Origin of the sequence: Erwinia sp. S38, assembly GCF_016624545.1 — a bacterium.
Lineage (GTDB): Bacteria > Pseudomonadota > Gammaproteobacteria > Enterobacterales > Enterobacteriaceae > Erwinia > Erwinia coffeiphila.
Window position 1 is genome coordinate 21,052 of record NZ_JACVTS010000032.1, and the last position, 16,206, is coordinate 37,257.

A 16,206-nucleotide genomic window follows, 5' to 3' on the forward strand; every position below is an offset into this window, starting at 1 on the left:
TTATTGATGGATAAAGCGCGGCTCGGGCAATCCGGCCACGTTGACCCGCACGGCAAACAGATCGCCGGACTGCGGATACTGCGCCAGTTCCTCTGCGGTTCGGTTTTCCCGCGAGCTGGTGATATACAGCGTTTTCAAATCGCTGCCGCCAAACGCCACCATGGTGGGCCAGCGCACCGGCAGCGGGATCTCATCAACAATGTCACCGCTGGTTGGGTCAAGGCGAATCACCCGCTGGCCGTCGAACATTGCCGACCAGTAGAAACCTTCGCTGTCCACCGCAGCACCGTCCGGTAAACCGCCCTGCTGCTGGATAAAGTGCCTGACCACCTGCCGCTCGCCCGGATCGCCCACGACATCCAGCGGATAGCGGTACATCACGCCGTTCGGCGTATCGGTGTGATACATCCAGCGGCGATCGGGTGAAAATGCCAGCCCGTTAGAAATTTTGACGTCCTCCGCCTGAACCGTCAGCCGCAGATTTTCGTCTACGCGGCACAGTTTGCCGCCGTTACGATCCTGGGGTTCCCACAGGCTGCCGCACCAGAAGCGGCCAAAGGGATCGACGCGACCATCGTTAAAGCGGCTCCGCGCCGCTTCTCCGGGATTTTCGGCGATCCGCCGGACGATGTTCCCCTGTTCATCAAGGAAACACACCCCGCTGCGCAGTGCGGCAATCAACCCACCTTCTTCGCGCAGGCCGATGCAGCCAATATCTTCCGCAACCGGCCAAACCTGATGCTCACCGCTGGACGGAGCGAAACGATGCAGCGCCGGAGCCAGAATATCGACAAACCACAGCACCTGCTGCTGCGTGTCCCACAGCGGGCATTCGCCCAGCTCGGTCTGCGCGCGCAGTACGTTTTCTACCTGATAGCTCATTACCGCTCCTTGATAAGAATGTACTGATAGAATTTACGTTATTTCAGTATCAGAAGCACAACAATAAATCTGGCGTCCTCACGGAGATGAATCTGGTCAAACATTAATTTAAGATGATTCTTATCAAGGTGGAGTATATTTAATACTATTCTTATTTCACAATCAGATTGACAGATTATAAATTTCACCACTGAAATTATTTGAAATATCTCATTAAATAACTCTACACTACCCGCATTATTCCTCCACTTTGCCTTGTTAAATTTGTACGTATCGAAATGGCAGGAGTGAAATGATGAAAAATATAATGAAAGCAACCTCTGTAATGGCACTGATCATTATGCTGAGTGGCTGTATCGTTGCACCGCCCCATCATGGCGGAGGCGGATATCACGGAGGTGGTGGCTATCATGGCGGCTACCATCACGGCGGCCCGCATCGGGGCTGGTAAACTTATCCGGTGAGATCTCTCACCGACGGCGGGCAAAGCCTGCGCACGGCAAGATAACAATAAAGAAGAGTAGTTATTATTGATAAAATTTGGGCGGATAGTTATCCGCCCATTTTTTTAGCTTTTAATACTGTAATTACACTGATACCAGGCTTTCATTAAACCCGGTACGTGGCTCTCCTGCGGAGACAGCGCTTCTACTTTATCAAATCCCCTTTCGGTGCAGTAACGCTCGATATCTTCAGCCAGTGCCACCTTATCCACTTTCGTCGGGTTAAAACGATACTGAACGGTATTCACCGCCGGGTCTTCGTCCACTTTTTCAAATGCGCCAGGCTTGCTGGACGTACATCCGGCCAGCAGCAGCAGTGCCAATAAGGCGGTTATTTTTGTTTTCATCATTGCTCTTTTCCTCCGGGGAGCATGATAACAACCTCGCCTCCGGGGACTATCAGACTACGGCGCATTTGCATTTTTTTACTCAGCGATGCACCTGCATACCTCACAAAGTACAGAGCAGAAAAATGCAATGTTTTACCGATTGAATCAATTCGGGGAGACGCCTGGCGTTATCAGCCGTTCAGTGCGACTATGCATCCAGACAACGCAAATGTCTGAACCACACCAGGTTTTTATTGTTATATCATTGCTTTACTTAATGACTTATGCCCGCGGCGAGCGGGCTTTTTTTCAGGGTTAATTACCTGTTCCACTAATAATTATACGCAACACGTTGGCTGAATCTTTATCCGCAAGTGCCAGCACAGATTGATAAAGGTCGATGGTCATATCGCAGAGTTTGCTCTCATCCACGCCCGATTCTGCCGGAGTGTTAAGGGTTTGTAAGTCACTGCCCCACTTTCCGTACAGCGTTCTGACTACCGACTGAAGCTGCTTGCGGCCGCGCGGCAAGTCCACCGCGCGATCGCCATCCTGGCTGTTAACTAACAGCCGGTCCATCGCCTGCATTTCACTTTCAACCAGCGGCTGCGGCAGCAGCTCGGCAATATCCACGCCTCCCCTGACCTGCGGGAACAGGAAGCGGAAGCAGCGATCGGTACTCTGCTGGCGCAGCTGCTTCATCTCTTCAAGCGACACTTTCATATAGCCGATAAGATCATCGTCGGCGGCAGCGTTAATTCGCTGGTTGAGCAGATCTGCCGCCAGCGGGCGCAGTCGGTCAAAAGCCTGTTGCTCAGTCAAACCGCTATGCAGACCGTTCAGCAGCTCATCGCTGGCCTGCTTGTACAGGGCCGGCTGCTGCACTTTGACGGTACGCCAAACCGGCAGCGTCGCCAGTTTTAGCTGGGCAGCATCCAGTCGGGCCGTCTCTGCCTGCTGCGGTGCCATCCAGCGGAAGTAATAAAGGTTTCCCGCCGCCAGGGGCAGGATCAGCAGCAGCAGAGCGGCAATTTTCCCCAGGCTGCCGCGCTTCACCAGTAGCGCAATCACCACCAGCCAGACCAGCGCGATCGCTGAAGAAATCAATACGGGTTGAGAAATCAAAACGGTTTTCCTGATGCAGTCAGGCCGGTTATGCCGGCCTGAGATAAAATGGGCTTAATCCGCCCGAACGTCGACTAAAACCGGACAGCTGGCGCGTTCTATCACCGATGCGCTGCACGAGCCTTTCAGCAGACGGTTAAATGAAGAAAGGTGACGCCGCCCCATAATAATCATCGCGGCGTTCAGCGCATTAGCCTGGGCAACGATGGTTTCTGCCGATTCACCGGCAATCACCCGTCCGCGCGCCGTCACGCCGGACTTTTGCAGTTCCGACAGTGCGCGCCGAACCACGGCTTCAGCGGTGTTTTGTTCGTCCAGCGCCATGCCAAAATCGCCGGGATCTTCCCCGGCTTCAATCTCAAACGGCCCGGATGACGCATAGCTGACGTCAATACAGCACAGCACCACCACCTCGGCCCGCAGCGCCAGCGCCTGTTCCGTGGCCAGCGCCACAACCTTACGAGCAATCCCAGAGTTATCAACGGCGACCAAAAGCGTTTTCATAGCTTTCTCCTGTTAGTCACGCAATGCCACTTTGCCAATTTCATCCACCATCCCGAGCTTACATTTCAGGATCTCCTGACGGTAATGATCTTCAAATTTTTCAAAACGGGGAGTGGGGACCAGAAGACTGATGGAAAAACGCCCCAGAATAGTATCGATAGCCACCGCCATCGTTGACACCCCTTCCAGCGTTTCGCCACGGTCATAGGCCAGACCGGTATGGCGAATTTCCGTTAAATGCGCCAGCAGCGCAGGGAAATCACGCACGGTGAGATCGGTGATTGCCTGGTAGGCTTCGCCGAGCAGCTCCCGGGCAGCCTCATCGCTGTCCAGCGCCAGCAGCGCACGGCCGCCGGAGGTGCTGTAGAGCGGCAGGTTCATACCGATGCGCGGCACCACGCGCAGTTCGCGATCGGCCACCACATAATGCACGATGGCCAGCTGCAGCCCGCTTGCCCTGCCCAGCGACACCGTTTCGCCCGTTGCCTGGCACAGCGCCTGAAGCCAGGGCTGAGCAATCGTCACCACGTCGGTATGCACATTGGCGATCAGCCGCAGAAGGGCCGGGCCAAGACGAACCCCACCGGCACCGTGACTGCGTACCAGCTTGACCGAGTCCAGCGCAGCAACAATGCGCTGTACGGTTGAACGCGGCAAATCCACCGCCAGCGCAATTTCGCCGAGGCTCATACCGTTAGGTTTTGCGCCAAGCGCATCCAGAATTTTTGCCGCCCGGGTGATGACCTGAATGCCACCGGTCCGTTCTTCGTCGTGCGGTAATGAGGGTTCAGACATAACGATTCTCTTACCTTGATGTCGGGCTTACTGTAGCACTTTTTTACCCTGTCCGGCACACTGCATCGCATTGCAATACACTGCATCAAGATGTAATATCTGCGTCAATGTATCACGATGCAATACACTGCATCGATAATAATCCTCCCGGAGCACCTGCTATGAACAGCCCGCCGGTGGCGATGCCGCCGCCGCATCCTTTTACCCTGCGCCTGGCTCTCGGGCTGATCGGGGTGCTGATTGCCACGCTCAGTTCAGGCCTTAACGATCGCGTAACCGATCTGGCGCTGGCGGATATCCGTGCGGCGATCGGTATCGACTATGATACCGGCAGCTGGATCACCTCTTCCTACCAGGCCGCTGAAGTCGCCGCGATGATGGTCGCCCCGTGGCTGGCGGTGACCTTTTCCCTGCGCCGTTTTACCCTGGTGGTGGCAACAGGGTTTGCCAGTCTGGCGGTGATCCAGCCGCTAGTGACCGATCCCGCGCTATTTATTACCCTTCGTGTTATTCAGGGCCTGTTCGGTGGCGCGCTGCCGCCGATGCTGATGACCGTGGCGCTGCGCTTCCTGCCGCCGACTATCAAGCTTTACGGCCTGGCGGCCTATGCGATGACAGCGACCTTCGGTCCGAATATGGCCGCCTCCCTCGCGGCCTTCTGGACCGATTCGGTTGGCTGGCAGTTTGCTTTCTGGCAGGTGATCCCACCCTGTCTGATTGCCGCCCTGCTGATCGGTTGGGGGCTGCCGCAGGACCCGCTGCGCCTGGAACGTTTGCGGCAGATCGATGCCTTCGGGATGCTGACCGGCTGTAGCGGTATGGCACTGCTGATCCTCGGCTTAACCCAGGGGGAACGCCTGGAGTGGTTTGAATCACCGCTTATCGCCGGCCTGCTGCTGGCGTCCGCCGCGCTGCTGGTGACCTTCTTTATTAACGAGTGGTATCACCCGCTGCCGCTGTTCAAATTGCAGATGCTACAGCGTAAGAATCTCGCCCACGGCCTGCTGGTTCTGGCGGGGGTACTGATGGTGTCGCTTTCCGGCTCAGCGCTGCCTTCGGCCTATTTTGCGCAGATTGATGGCTTTCGTACCGCACAGTTTGCCCCGCTGGCGCTGACTATCGGTCTGCCGCAGCTGATCATTGCTCCGCTTGTCGCCACGCTACTGAATCTGCGGCAGGTAGACTGCCGCTGGGTGTTAACCGCCGGAGCCGGGTTGATGATCGCCTCCTGCCTGCTGGGCACGCAGCTGACCGATGAGTGGGCGCGGCAGAATTTCTGGCTAATCCAGGCGCTGCAGGCCTTCGGTCAGCCGATGCTGATCCTGCCGGTACTGATGAGCGCCACCAGCGTGGTGATGCCGCCGGAAGGGCCGTTCGCCTCAGCGATGTTCAATACCGTGCGCGGTTTTTCCAGCGTCGCGGCCGGCAGCCTGGTGGAGAATTTCCTCACCCATCGCGAGAAATTTCACTCCCATGTGCTGGTCGATAACCTCGGTAACCGCCCCTGGCTGATCACGGCGAACAGCAGCGACGCGGCCAGCAGCCTCCAGCCGCTGTTGCCAGATGGTTCAGCCAGCTCGGCGGAAAATCTCAGCCACTTCAGCACGCTGGTAAAACATCAGGCGACAATCCTCAGCATCAGCGATACCTATCTGTTGATTATCGGCTTTGCCCTGCTGCTGGTCCTGCTGACCGCCTGGCTGCCGAAACGCGTCTGGCCGCCACAAACTCTCATTAATTCTGCTTCGCCAACAACGAGAACAACATCATGAGTTTCACACCTGCAAAACGTACCTCACTGCTGGCGCTATTGCTCCTGGCACTGCTGGGGATGGCCTTTTTTATCTGGTCGGCAATCGGCAGCCACGACTATCGCACCAATGACGCGGTGGTTACCGCCGACTACACGCTGGTAGCGCCAAAAATTTCTGGCTATATCCGTCAGGTTAGCGTAACGGATAACCAGCAGGTGAAGGCCGGTGACCTGCTGGCAACAATTGACGATCGTGATTATCGCGTGGCGCTGGAAACGGCCCAGGCTAACCTGCAAATTAGCGAGGCCAAACTGAGCAGCGTTCAGGCACAGCTCGATCAGCAGCAGGCAACGATTGCGCAGAATGAAGCTGCGGTCAGCGCCAGCCAGGCGTCGCTTAACTACGCCGGACAAAATGCAGAGCGTTACCGTCAGCTGCTGAAAAGCGGCACGGCAACCGCGGACGAGCAGCAGAAATCGAACGCCACTATGCTGAGCGCCGCCGCGCAGGTGAAACAGAGCCAGGCCGCGGTGCTGGCCGCGCGTAAGCAGGTCCCGGTGCTGCAGGCCAGCGTGCGCCAGGCGGAAGCCGATATTGCCGCGTCGAAAGCCAGCGTCGATCAGGCCGAGCTGAACCTTTCCTATACCCGCATTACCGCACCCATTTCCGGTACGGTAGGCCAGCGCGCACTGCGTGAAGGGGCATGGGTTTCAGCCGGTACGCGCCTGCTGGCGGTCGTGCCGCTACAGCAAAGCTACGTGCTGGCGAATTTCCTGGAAACGCAGCTGGCGCACGTCAGCAGCGGACAGCCGGTCAGTATCACCGTTGACGCCCTGCCTGGCGTTACTCTGCGTGGCCACGTTGACAGTATTGCTCCGGCAACCGGCTCAACGTTTGCAGCCATCACTGCGGATAATGCTACCGGCAACTACACCAAAGTGGTCCAGCGCCTGCCGGTAAAAATCGTTCTGGAGAGGGATCAGCCGGATCTGGCTCGTCTGCGGGTGGGAATGTCGGTGATTCCTGAATTAAAAATGCGCTAAATGTGAGAAAGTTCTCAGCACAATCGCCTTTATTTTGCCAGGCAATGCGGGTAAATTAGCGATCGATCCTGCCGTGGGCTCCCCACGGCGACCCTGCCTTAGCGCGTCCGGCATTAATAAGTCCGCCTGAGGTTGATTCTGTTCGCGTTACGCTGGTCCGGGATCGCCATAGCCGTAACCGCGCAGAGGAGCTGTTCGTGAAATACGCGTTTATGGGAATTTCGTTTATCCTGGTACTGTGGGTCGGCACCTTTTATCTGATGCTGTAGCGCTTCCCGAAAAGAGGGTCAGGCATGCCTGACCCTTATTGATCTCGCTCGCGGTCAGAGCGTTTCCGCGCTACCTTTCGCGGCAGATGGCAAAATGCCATCTGCCCGGAACATGGTTTTAATCCCTCTTACCGCCTGGCGAATGCGGTCGCTGTTCTCAATCAGCGCAAAGCGTACGTGGGTGTCACCGTAGTCACCAAAACCAATTCCCGGAGAAACGCAGACTTTCGCTTCCTGCAGCAGCAGCTTGGCGAATTCCAGCGATCCCAGATGAGCGTACTGCTCGGGAATTTTGGCCCAGACGTACATTGAAGCTTTAGGGTTGTCGACCATCCACCCCGCTTCGTGCAGCCCTTTCACCAGCACATCGCGGCGGCGCTTGTACTGCTCGGCAATATCGCGTACGCACTGCTGATCGCCTTCCAGCGCGGCAATGGCTGCGACCTGCAACGGCGTAAAGGTGCCGTAGTCGTGATAGCTTTTGATGCGCGCCAGCGCCGCAACCAGATCTTTATTCCCCACCATAAAACCGATACGCCAGCCGGCCATATTGTAGCTTTTTGACAGGGTGAAGAACTCAACCGCCACGTCACGCGCGCCCGGAACTTCCATAATCGACGGCGCTTTCCAGCCGTCATAGACGATATCGGCATAGGCCAGATCGTGGACCACCAGCACGTTGTACTGCTTCGCCAGGGCGATGACCCGCTCGAAGAAGTCCAGCTCCACGCACTGCGCGGTCGGGTTGGACGGGAAGCCGAGGATCATCATTTTCGGCTTGGGATAGCTTTCGCGAATGGCGCGTTCGAGTTCGTTAAAGAAGTCGACGCCCGCCACCAGCGGCACGGAACGCACCTGCGCACCGGCAATCACCGCGCCGTAAATATGGATCGGGTAGCTGGGATTGGGCACCAGCACGGTGTCGCCGTGATCGAGTGTCGCCAGCATCAGGTGCGCCAGCCCCTCTTTCGATCCGATGGTGACAATGGCTTCCGATTCCGGGTCAATCTCCACCTGGTAGCGATCGGCATACCAGCGGGAAATCGCCCGGCGCAGGCGCGGAATGCCGCGTGAGGTGGAATAGCCGTGGGTGTCTTCGCGCTGGGCAACGGTGCAGAGTTTTTCCACAATGTGCGGCGGCGTCGGGCCATCGGGGTTGCCCATGCTGAAATCGATAATATCTTCCCCACGACGGCGTGCGGCCATCTTCAGTTCAGCAGTGATGTTGAACACGTAGGGTGGGAGGCGTTCGATACGGGAGAAACGACGGGTTGAACTGATATCAGCCATAGTATTTTTGCTCGCTTACGTTAGCGCCCGGACCGTCCGAGCGACGCCGGCCACTGCGGTGGCCGTGCAACGAACATAGCGTAATATTCCGACGGCTGTCGATAGGCCGGATAAAATTTTTTATCCCAGCGGATTTACGCGCCCAAACAGCCAGTCATTCACCCACTGCCCGCGCAGCAGATAATTATCCCGCAGCGTGCCCTCCAGCTCGAAGCCGTTTTTTTCCAGCACCCGTCGTGACGCCCAGTTGCCCTCCACCACCTGCGCCTTCAGCTTGTGGAACTCGCATTCACGGAACAAATACTCGCTTAGCGCGGCCAGCGCCTCGCTGCCATAGCCGAGGCCAAAATAGCTGCTGAGCAGCGAATAGCCGACTTCCGCCTGTCGGTACGGTGCCCATTCTGCATTGGTGCCGATCAGCCCCACCGCTTCACCATCCTCTTTGCGCCGTACCACCAGGCACAGCATATGGAAACTGGTGATCTGCCAGGGGGCCAGACGGTCCTGAAAGCGCTGACGGATGTCCGCCAGCTGCGGCACAGCGCTGATAAAGCGCATGCTGGCTTCATCGCTGTGCACCTGTAAAAACAGCTGCCAGTCTTCCGGCTGTAGCCGGGTGAGAATGAGTCGCTCGGTGGTCAGTTGCATAGATATCTCAAAAAAAGGGAAAATCCACTCTTCGGCTGTTTTTTTAGTGCCGCTTTTCACTTACTGATAACGTGACGTTAGCAAAAAAGTGCGTGGATAACGACAGGATACCGTCGCAAAATCTATATTTGGCTGGCGGATCTCAGTATCATCAGCAGGGTTATTCATATCGCGGAAAAAAGACTACGATAAGCTTTGCCAGATGATGTTGCAGAGAATGGTTTTCTACGCATTTTTAATATCGCAAAGCTGAAAATCAACATCCTCTTTTTAGCACTCGGTTTTTCCTCTATTAATGGATTCGTTACTTCCCTGCCTCCGATACGGAACGAAATTCGACGATAACCCCCTTTTAAACTACGGACTTTCCTCAATTAGCGGTGAAAAATCGTCAATCCAACCCAACATCGTCGAGAATATCAACATCCTCTTTTTGCCACTCAACTTTTCCCCTATTAACGCATCAATATCACCGATCCCTGCCACAGCCGTAGCGCATCCGCCCGCCTTTTCTTATCATAGTGACATTGCTCCCCGTCAGCCGAGACGCCCGTGCACTCTATGTTTGAAATGTTGCTCGCCGTATTTGATCGCGCAGCGCTGATGCTTATCAGTCTGTTTTTTATGACCCGCACCCGCCATTTTCGCCAGCTGCTGCAAAAGGATGAGCACTCGCGCCAGGAACTGTTCGCCGTCACGGCGATCTTCTCGCTGTTTGCCCTGTTCAGTACCTGGACCGGCATTAACGTTGAAGGTTCGCTGGTTAACGTGCGCACGATTGCCATTATGTCCGGCGGTATCCTGTTTGGCCCCTGGGTAGGCATTGCTACCGGCGTGATTGCCGGGGTCCACCGTTTTCTGATCGATATTCACGGCGTGACCTCGGTCCCCTGCCTGATTACCAGCATCGTGGCCGGGATCGCCTCCGGCTGGATTAACCTGAAAGTGGTGAAAGAGAAACGCTGGAGCGCCGGGATCGTTGGCGGCATGCTCTGCGAATCGCTGACCATGCTGCTGATTGTGCTGTGGGCTTCCCCGACTTCATTAGGGATTGATATCGTTGCTGAGATCGCCATCCCGATGATCCTCGGGGCCAGCAGTATCGGCCTGATCGTGCTGCTGGTGCAGAGCGTTGAGGGCGAGAAGGAAGCCAGCGCGGCGCGGCAGGCCAAGCTGGCGCTGGATATTGCCAATAAAACCCTGCCGCTGTTCCGTCAGATCAACAGCCATTCCCTGCGCCAGGTGTGTGAAATCATTCGCAGCGATATCAAAGCGGATGCCGTGGCGATCACCGACAAGCATCAGATCATGGCCTACGTCGGTTTTGGCGAAGAGAACTACCGCAACGGCGATGACGGCATCAGTCCAACCACCTCGGCGGCGATTTCCGAGGGAAAAATCATCATTAAGAACAATGATGAAGCTCATCGCACGCCGGAAATCCATTCGATGATTGTCATCCCGCTGTGGGAAAAAGGGGAAGTCACCGGCACGCTGAAAATTTACTACTGCCATGCGCACCGCATTACCTCTTCCCTGAAGGAGATGGCTATTGGCCTGTCGCAGATCATCTCCACCCAGCTGGAAGTGTCGCGCGCCGAACAACTGCGGGAAATGGCCAATAAGGCCGAGCTGCGGGCGCTGCAAAGCAAGATTAACCCCCACTTCCTGTTCAACGCACTGAATGCCATCTCTTCCTCTATTCGTCTCAATCCGGACACCGCGCGGCAGCTGATTACCAACCTCTCCCGCTATCTGCGCTACAACCTTGAACTGAACGATGATGAAATCATTGATATCAAGAAAGAGCTGTATCAGGTGAAGGACTACATCGCCATTGAGCAGGCACGGTTCGGCGATAAGCTAACCGTGATCTACGATATTCAGGAAGATGTCAGCTGTTCGCTGCCCAGCCTGCTGATCCAGCCGCTGATCGAGAATGCGATTGTTCACGGTATTCATCCCTGCCGGGGCAAAGGCGTGGTGACGCTGAGTATCCAGGATCACGGCGATCGCGTGCGGATTGCGGTGCGTGATACCGGAAACGGTATCGCTGAAGAGGTTATTGCCCGGGTGGAGAATAATGAGATGCCGGGCAATAAAATCGGCCTGCTGAACGTTCATCATCGGGTCAGGCTGCTGTATGGTGAGGGGCTGCATATCCACCGGCTGAATCCGGGCACGGAGATTTCCTTCTATATCAGTAAAAATGGGGCTTCCCTGCCGGAAAATGAGCGTATTTCGCTGTCGGTATAATTTTTGTAAACCGGGAAAACGTTGTGAAAGCGATTATTGTTGAAGATGAATTTCTGGCCCAGCAGGAGCTGAGCTGGCTGATCCGTCAGCATAGCCAGATTGTGATTGAAGCGACCTTCGATGACGGGCTGGACGTTCTGAAATATCTGCAAAGCCATCAGGTGGACGTGATATTTCTGGATATCAATATTCCTTCGCTGGACGGCATGCTGCTGGCGCAAAACATCAGTAAGTTCGCCAATAAGCCGCTGATAGTGTTTATTACCGCCTATAAAGAGCACGCGGTGGATGCTTTTGAACTGGAAGCATTCGACTACATTCTTAAGCCGTACCACGAGATGCGCATAATCACCCTGCTGCGCAAGCTGGAAAACCACGTTCGTCAGGACACGGTACAAAACACCGCCACTCCGCGCCCCGCTTCCCACAGCATCAACCTGGTGAAAGACGAGCGCATTATCGTGACCGATATCAACGATATTTATTATGCCGAAGCGCACGAGAAGCTGACGTTTGTGTATACCCGGCGGGAAGAATATGTGATGTCGATGAACATGACGGAGTTTTGCAGCCGCCTGCCGGAGGAGTACTTCTTCCGCTGTCATCGTTCGTACTGCGTCAACCTCAGCAAAATCCGCGAGATTGAACCCTGGTTCAACAATACCTACATTCTGAAACTGCGCGATCTGGAGTTTCAGGTGCCGGTAAGCCGCAGCAAGGTGAAGGAATTTCGCCAGCTGATGCGCCTGTAGTTGCGCATCAGCCAGCGTGGAAGCCGTGGTTTACAGTACCTGGCCCAGCGTCTGACGCAGATGCGCACCGGCACCCAGCAGGCCTGGCTGATCGTGGGTGATCAGATACACCGGAATATCACTAACGTAATCTTTAAAGCGGCCTTTATCTTCAAAGGCGGCGCGGAAGCCGGAAGCCTTAAAGAAATCGAGGAAGCGCGGCACGATGCCACCGGCAATAAACACGCCGCCAAAGGTTCCGAGGTTCAGCGCCAGGTTGCCGCCAAAGCGACCCATAATCACGCAGAACATCGACAGCGCGCGGCGGCAATCGGTGCAGCTGTCGGCCAGCGCCCGCTCGGTGACGTCGCTCGGCTTCAGCGCCTCCGGCACGCGGCCGTCTGACTTCACGATAGCGCGATAAAGATTCACAAGACCGCCGCCGGAGAGAATACGCTCGGCGGAAACGTGGCCCAGTTCGGCACGCAGCACTTCAAGGATCTGGTCTTCTTCTTCGCTATTGGCCGCGAAATCCACGTGGCCGCCTTCGCCCGGCAGGCTGATCCAGCGCTTGTCCACGTGCACCAGGTGAGAAACGCCCAGCCCGGTTCCGGCACCGTAAATAGCAATCGGTTTGTCTTTCACCGGCGCTTTGCCGCCGAACTGCAGCAGATGCTCTTCCTGCAGCATCGGCACCGCCATCGACACGGCGGTAAAGTCATTAATAATTTCCAGATGCTTCAGGCCGAGGCTGGCTTTCATCTCGCTGGTGGAAAATGCCCAGTCGTGGTTGGTCATTTCAACCCGGTCACCGGTGATCGGGCAGGCGATAGCAATACAGGCATCGTGAATTTCCTGCTGCTGTTCATCACGCCAGGTGCGAATTACCGCTTCCAGACTGTCATAGTCAGAGGTGGAGAACGTTTTGGCCTGTGAGATGGCACCGCTTTCAAGATGACAGAGTGCCAGGCGCGCATTTGTGCCGCCGACATCACCTACCAAAGCATACTGGGTCATTATGGTTTTGCTCCGCTTAATCAAGTAGACACACTATAAATTTCCACTGCGAAAACAACAACGCTCACCGGGAAGAAAGGTGAGCGTTTCGGGCTAAAATCCGCCCTTTCGGAAAATTTCAGTTTATTTACCGAGTAGAACGGCTGCAATCGCCGCCGTTACCGGCTGTTGCGCTCGTGCAAAGAGCGGGTAACCGCCGCCAGCAGCGGGGGAATATCGGCTCGCGGCAACACCACTTCCACCAGCGATAAACGTGAACTGTCGGCAGCCAGCTGCATGACGTCTTCCAGTTGCACCGTTTGGGTCACCCGCCAGCTTTCCGCCGGGTTGTCCAGACTCAGCGCCTCGGTCAGATGCGTCCAGTTCCATCGGGCGATATCGTTATAGCGCTGTTCGGCACCGTGGATCGCCCGCTCCACCGTATAGCCATCGTTATTAAGCAGAAAGATAATCGGATGCTGGCCATCGCGCAGCATGGTGCCCAGCTCCTGCACCGTCAACTGCGCGGAGCCGTCACCGATAATCAGGATCACCCGGCGACCAGGCTCTGCCGTACCGGCTCCAAAGGCCGCAGGCAGCGTGTAGCCAATCGATCCCCACAGCGTTTGCACCATCAGGCGGGTATTTTCCGGCAGCCGCAGCGCGGCAATGCCAAACGCGGCGGTCCCCTGATCGGCAAGAACGATATCGCCGGGACGTAAGAACGCCTGCATGGCCTGCCAGAAACTGCCCTGGGTTAGCGATACCGAACGATCTTCCTCCATCACGGGAGGGGCGACAATATGTTGCCGCCAGCCGCTGCCGTGCCGCCTTGCCAGCCGATGCAGCACCTCCAGCGCTGCCGCCATCGGTATATCGTGGAAACAGTGCTCCCGTACCCGACATTCGTTCAGGCCAACATCGATGGTTTTACCGCTGTCAATCTGCTGGGTAAAGCCGGCCGTGACGGTATCGGTAAATTTGACACCAATGGTGATAATCACCTCGCTCTGCTCAATCACCTCGCGGGTGCTCTGCGCACTGGATGCCCCGGCATAGGTTCCGGCAAAACCATACAGGCTTTCGGGGACCACGCTTTTACCCATCAGCAGAGTGGCAAATGGCATCGGCACCTCCCGTAGCCAGCTTGCCAGCCTCTCCTGCTGCCCTGTCCGATCGGCAAGGAAGTCCACCAGCATCGCCACGCTGCGGGCTTCGGCCAGCAGCTGTTCTGCAGCGTCGGCAAACGCCGCCAGCTGCCGTTCGTGACGGCTGATGCGCAGATCTAAAGGCGATGACGGTGGTGAAATCGGGCTGGCCGCAACGTTGGTGGCCAGCAGCAGGTACACCGGTCGATGCTCGGTCAGTGCGCAGCGCAGCAGTCGATCGATTTCCGCCGCGGCGTTATCAGCGGTCAGCACGCTGCTGGCCACCGAGATTTCCTGATGCATGCGCAAAAAATGCCGAAAATCGCCGTCGCCCAGCGTGTGATGCAGTAATTCAGCGTTGTGCTGCGAGGTCTGCGACGGCGCGCCGACAATATGCACCACCGGCAGATACTCCGCATAGCTGCCGGCCACACCGTTAATGGCGCTAAGCTCACCGACACCGAAGGTGGTCAGTAGCGCGGCGGCACCCCGGCAGCGGGCATAGCCATCTGCCGCATACGCGGCGTTAAGCTCATTGGCGCAGCCAACCCATGCCAGTCGCGGATGGGCGATCACGCTGTCGAGAAATTGCAGATTGTAGTCGCCCGGCACGCCAAACAGATGGTCAATTCCCGTCTCATTCAAACGTTCCAGCAGATAATCACCCACGGTATAACTGTTCATTGCTCACACTCCTCTGCGGGGCATAAGCTGAGTATTAGCGATAATTTTCACTTCGTTAGCAGAAAGACTGCGCGGGAAATGGCAACAGAACGTTACGCTAATAATTCTCACTGAGTTGCGATCCGTGGCGCTATTTTTGTGAGTGTAACCGTATACACTGATGTGCTGTGTCGCCATATTTCTTCTTAACTGACGGGATTTTTTTATGTTTTATCAGGCAGATGAACAGCGTTATCAAAATATGACCTACCACCGTTGCGGCCGTAGCGGCCTGAAGCTTCCGGCGATTTCGCTGGGGCTATGGCATAATTTTGGCGACAGTACCCGGGTTGACGTCAGTCGTGACCTGCTTCGCCACGCTTTTGATAACGGTATCACCCATTTCGACCTGGCCAACAACTACGGCCCACCGCCGGGATCGGCCGAAGAGCATTTTGGCCGTATCCTGCGGGAAGATTTTCGTCCGTGGCGCGATGAGCTGATTATTTCCAGTAAAGCTGGATATACCATGTGGCCAGGCCCCTACGGCGACTGGGGGTCACGTAAGTATCTGATTTCCAGCCTCGACCAGAGCCTGAAGCGTATGGATCTCGAATACGTCGATATCTTCTACCACCACCGCCCGGACCCGGAAACCCCGCTGGAAGAGACGATGACCGCCCTCGACCATCTGGTACGTCAGGGGAAAGCGCTGTACGTCGGGCTGTCTAACTATCCGGCGGCACTGGCGGCCGAAGCCATCGCCATACTGAAAGATTTGGGTACCCCCTGCCTGATCCATCAACCGAAATATTCCATGTTCGAACGCGCGCCGGAAGCGGGCCTGCTGGACGTGCTGTCCGAGCAGGGCGTTGGCAGCATTGCCTTCTCACCGCTGGCCGGAGGCGTGCTGACCGATCGCTATCTGAACGGTATTCCTGAGGATTCACGTGCCGCCAGCGGCAGCCGCTTCCTGAGCGAAGACCAGCTGACCGCCGAAAAGATGGAGAAGGTTCGCCGGCTGAATTCGCTGGCGCAGCAGCGCGGGCAGAAACTGTCTCAGATGGCGCTGGCCTGGGTGCTGCGCGGCGACCGCGTGACCTCGGTGCTGATCGGTGCCAGTAAAACCAGCCAGATAGACGATGCGCTGGGAATGCTGGATAACCGCAGTTTTAGCGCAGAAGAGCTGGCACAGATCGATGCGATTCTTGGCTGATTAGCTGGCTGGCTGGCTGGCTGGCTGGCTGGCTGGCTGGCTGGCTGGCTGGCT

At 56.3% G+C, this 16,206-nt stretch carries 16 protein-coding genes; 7 read left to right on the plus strand and 9 right to left on the minus strand.

Annotation, left to right across the window (positions count from 1 at the left end):
• The gene (locus tag IBT46_RS24960; RefSeq protein WP_200547867.1) at positions 1 to 882 is read right to left on the minus strand and encodes an SMP-30/gluconolactonase/LRE family protein; all 882 of its coding nucleotides are present in this window, start codon (positions 880 to 882) and stop codon (positions 1 to 3) included.
• 292 nt (positions 883 to 1,174) lie between these two features.
• On the opposite strand from IBT46_RS24960, the gene IBT46_RS24965 reads away from it, so the two are divergent.
• The gene (locus IBT46_RS24965; RefSeq protein ID WP_172606603.1) at positions 1,175 to 1,333 is read left to right on the plus strand and encodes a hypothetical protein; all 159 of its coding nucleotides are present in this window, start codon (positions 1,175 to 1,177) and stop codon (positions 1,331 to 1,333) included.
• A 117-nt stretch (positions 1,334 to 1,450) separates the two neighbouring features.
• Here the strand turns inward: IBT46_RS24965 and IBT46_RS24970 are convergent, their stop codons facing one another.
• From IBT46_RS24970 to IBT46_RS24985, 4 genes are all read right to left on the minus strand, one after another.
• Complete coding sequence (locus IBT46_RS24970; RefSeq protein WP_105593365.1) at positions 1,451 to 1,732, minus strand: hypothetical protein; 282 nt, start codon at positions 1,730 to 1,732, stop codon at positions 1,451 to 1,453.
• A gap of 297 nt (positions 1,733 to 2,029) precedes the next feature.
• Complete coding sequence (locus IBT46_RS24975) at positions 2,030 to 2,839, minus strand: hypothetical protein (RefSeq protein ID WP_370569527.1); 810 nt, start codon at positions 2,837 to 2,839, stop codon at positions 2,030 to 2,032.
• Positions 2,840 to 2,893: 54 nt separating this feature from the next.
• Complete coding sequence (locus tag IBT46_RS24980) at positions 2,894 to 3,343, minus strand: universal stress protein (RefSeq protein WP_105593335.1); 450 nt, start codon at positions 3,341 to 3,343, stop codon at positions 2,894 to 2,896.
• 12 nt (positions 3,344 to 3,355) lie between these two features.
• Positions 3,356 to 4,138, minus strand: a complete 783-nt coding sequence (locus IBT46_RS24985) for an IclR family transcriptional regulator (protein WP_200547868.1) — start codon at positions 4,136 to 4,138, stop codon at positions 3,356 to 3,358.
• A gap of 161 nt (positions 4,139 to 4,299) precedes the next feature.
• Between IBT46_RS24985 and IBT46_RS24990 the strand changes: the two genes are divergently transcribed.
• The 3 genes from IBT46_RS24990 to ypdK all read left to right on the plus strand — a co-directional run bounded on the left by IBT46_RS24990 (position 4,300) and on the right by ypdK (position 7,204).
• Positions 4,300 to 5,910: an MFS transporter gene (locus IBT46_RS24990; protein WP_200547869.1), complete on the plus strand. Its 1,611-nt coding sequence runs from the start codon at positions 4,300 to 4,302 to the stop codon at positions 5,908 to 5,910.
• A complete protein-coding gene (locus IBT46_RS24995) occupies positions 5,907 to 6,935 on the plus strand; it encodes an HlyD family secretion protein (RefSeq protein ID WP_200547870.1) in 1,029 nt (342 codons plus the stop codon). The genes IBT46_RS24990 and IBT46_RS24995 overlap by 4 nt, the downstream gene beginning before the upstream one ends.
• Before the next feature lie 197 nt (positions 6,936 to 7,132).
• Positions 7,133 to 7,204: a membrane protein YpdK gene (ypdK, locus tag IBT46_RS27795; RefSeq protein ID WP_105593363.1), complete on the plus strand. Its 72-nt coding sequence runs from the start codon at positions 7,133 to 7,135 to the stop codon at positions 7,202 to 7,204.
• A 54-nt stretch (positions 7,205 to 7,258) separates the two neighbouring features.
• On the opposite strand, the gene alaC is transcribed toward ypdK, so the two are convergent.
• Both alaC and IBT46_RS25010 read right to left on the minus strand, forming a co-directional pair.
• Entirely contained in the window at positions 7,259 to 8,494 is a 1,236-nt protein-coding gene (alaC, locus tag IBT46_RS25005; RefSeq protein ID WP_105593331.1) for an alanine transaminase, read from the minus strand.
• A gap of 120 nt (positions 8,495 to 8,614) precedes the next feature.
• On the minus strand, positions 8,615 to 9,142 hold the full coding sequence (locus tag IBT46_RS25010; RefSeq protein ID WP_200547871.1) for a GNAT family N-acetyltransferase: 528 nt from the start codon (positions 9,140 to 9,142) through the stop codon (positions 8,615 to 8,617).
• A 570-nt stretch (positions 9,143 to 9,712) separates the two neighbouring features.
• Between IBT46_RS25010 and IBT46_RS25015 the strand changes: the two genes are divergently transcribed.
• Entirely contained in the window at positions 9,713 to 11,398 is a 1,686-nt protein-coding gene (locus IBT46_RS25015) for a sensor histidine kinase (RefSeq protein ID WP_105593362.1), read from the plus strand.
• A gap of 23 nt (positions 11,399 to 11,421) precedes the next feature.
• Positions 11,422 to 12,150: a LytTR family DNA-binding domain-containing protein gene (locus IBT46_RS25020; RefSeq protein WP_105593329.1), complete on the plus strand. Its 729-nt coding sequence runs from the start codon at positions 11,422 to 11,424 to the stop codon at positions 12,148 to 12,150.
• 30 nt (positions 12,151 to 12,180) lie between these two features.
• Here IBT46_RS25020 and glk read toward each other — a convergent pair whose 3' ends face one another.
• Both glk and IBT46_RS25030 read right to left on the minus strand, forming a co-directional pair.
• Complete coding sequence (gene glk, locus IBT46_RS25025; protein WP_200547872.1) at positions 12,181 to 13,146, minus strand: glucokinase; 966 nt, start codon at positions 13,144 to 13,146, stop codon at positions 12,181 to 12,183.
• Between the two features lie 158 nt (positions 13,147 to 13,304).
• A complete protein-coding gene (locus IBT46_RS25030; protein WP_200547873.1) occupies positions 13,305 to 14,957 on the minus strand; it encodes an alpha-keto acid decarboxylase family protein in 1,653 nt (550 codons plus the stop codon).
• A 205-nt stretch (positions 14,958 to 15,162) separates the two neighbouring features.
• Here IBT46_RS25030 and mgrA point away from each other — a divergent pair, with 205 nt between their 5' ends.
• Entirely contained in the window at positions 15,163 to 16,152 is a 990-nt protein-coding gene (gene mgrA / locus IBT46_RS25035) for an L-glyceraldehyde 3-phosphate reductase (protein WP_200547874.1), read from the plus strand.
• The last annotated feature ends 54 nt before the right edge of the window (positions 16,153 to 16,206 follow it).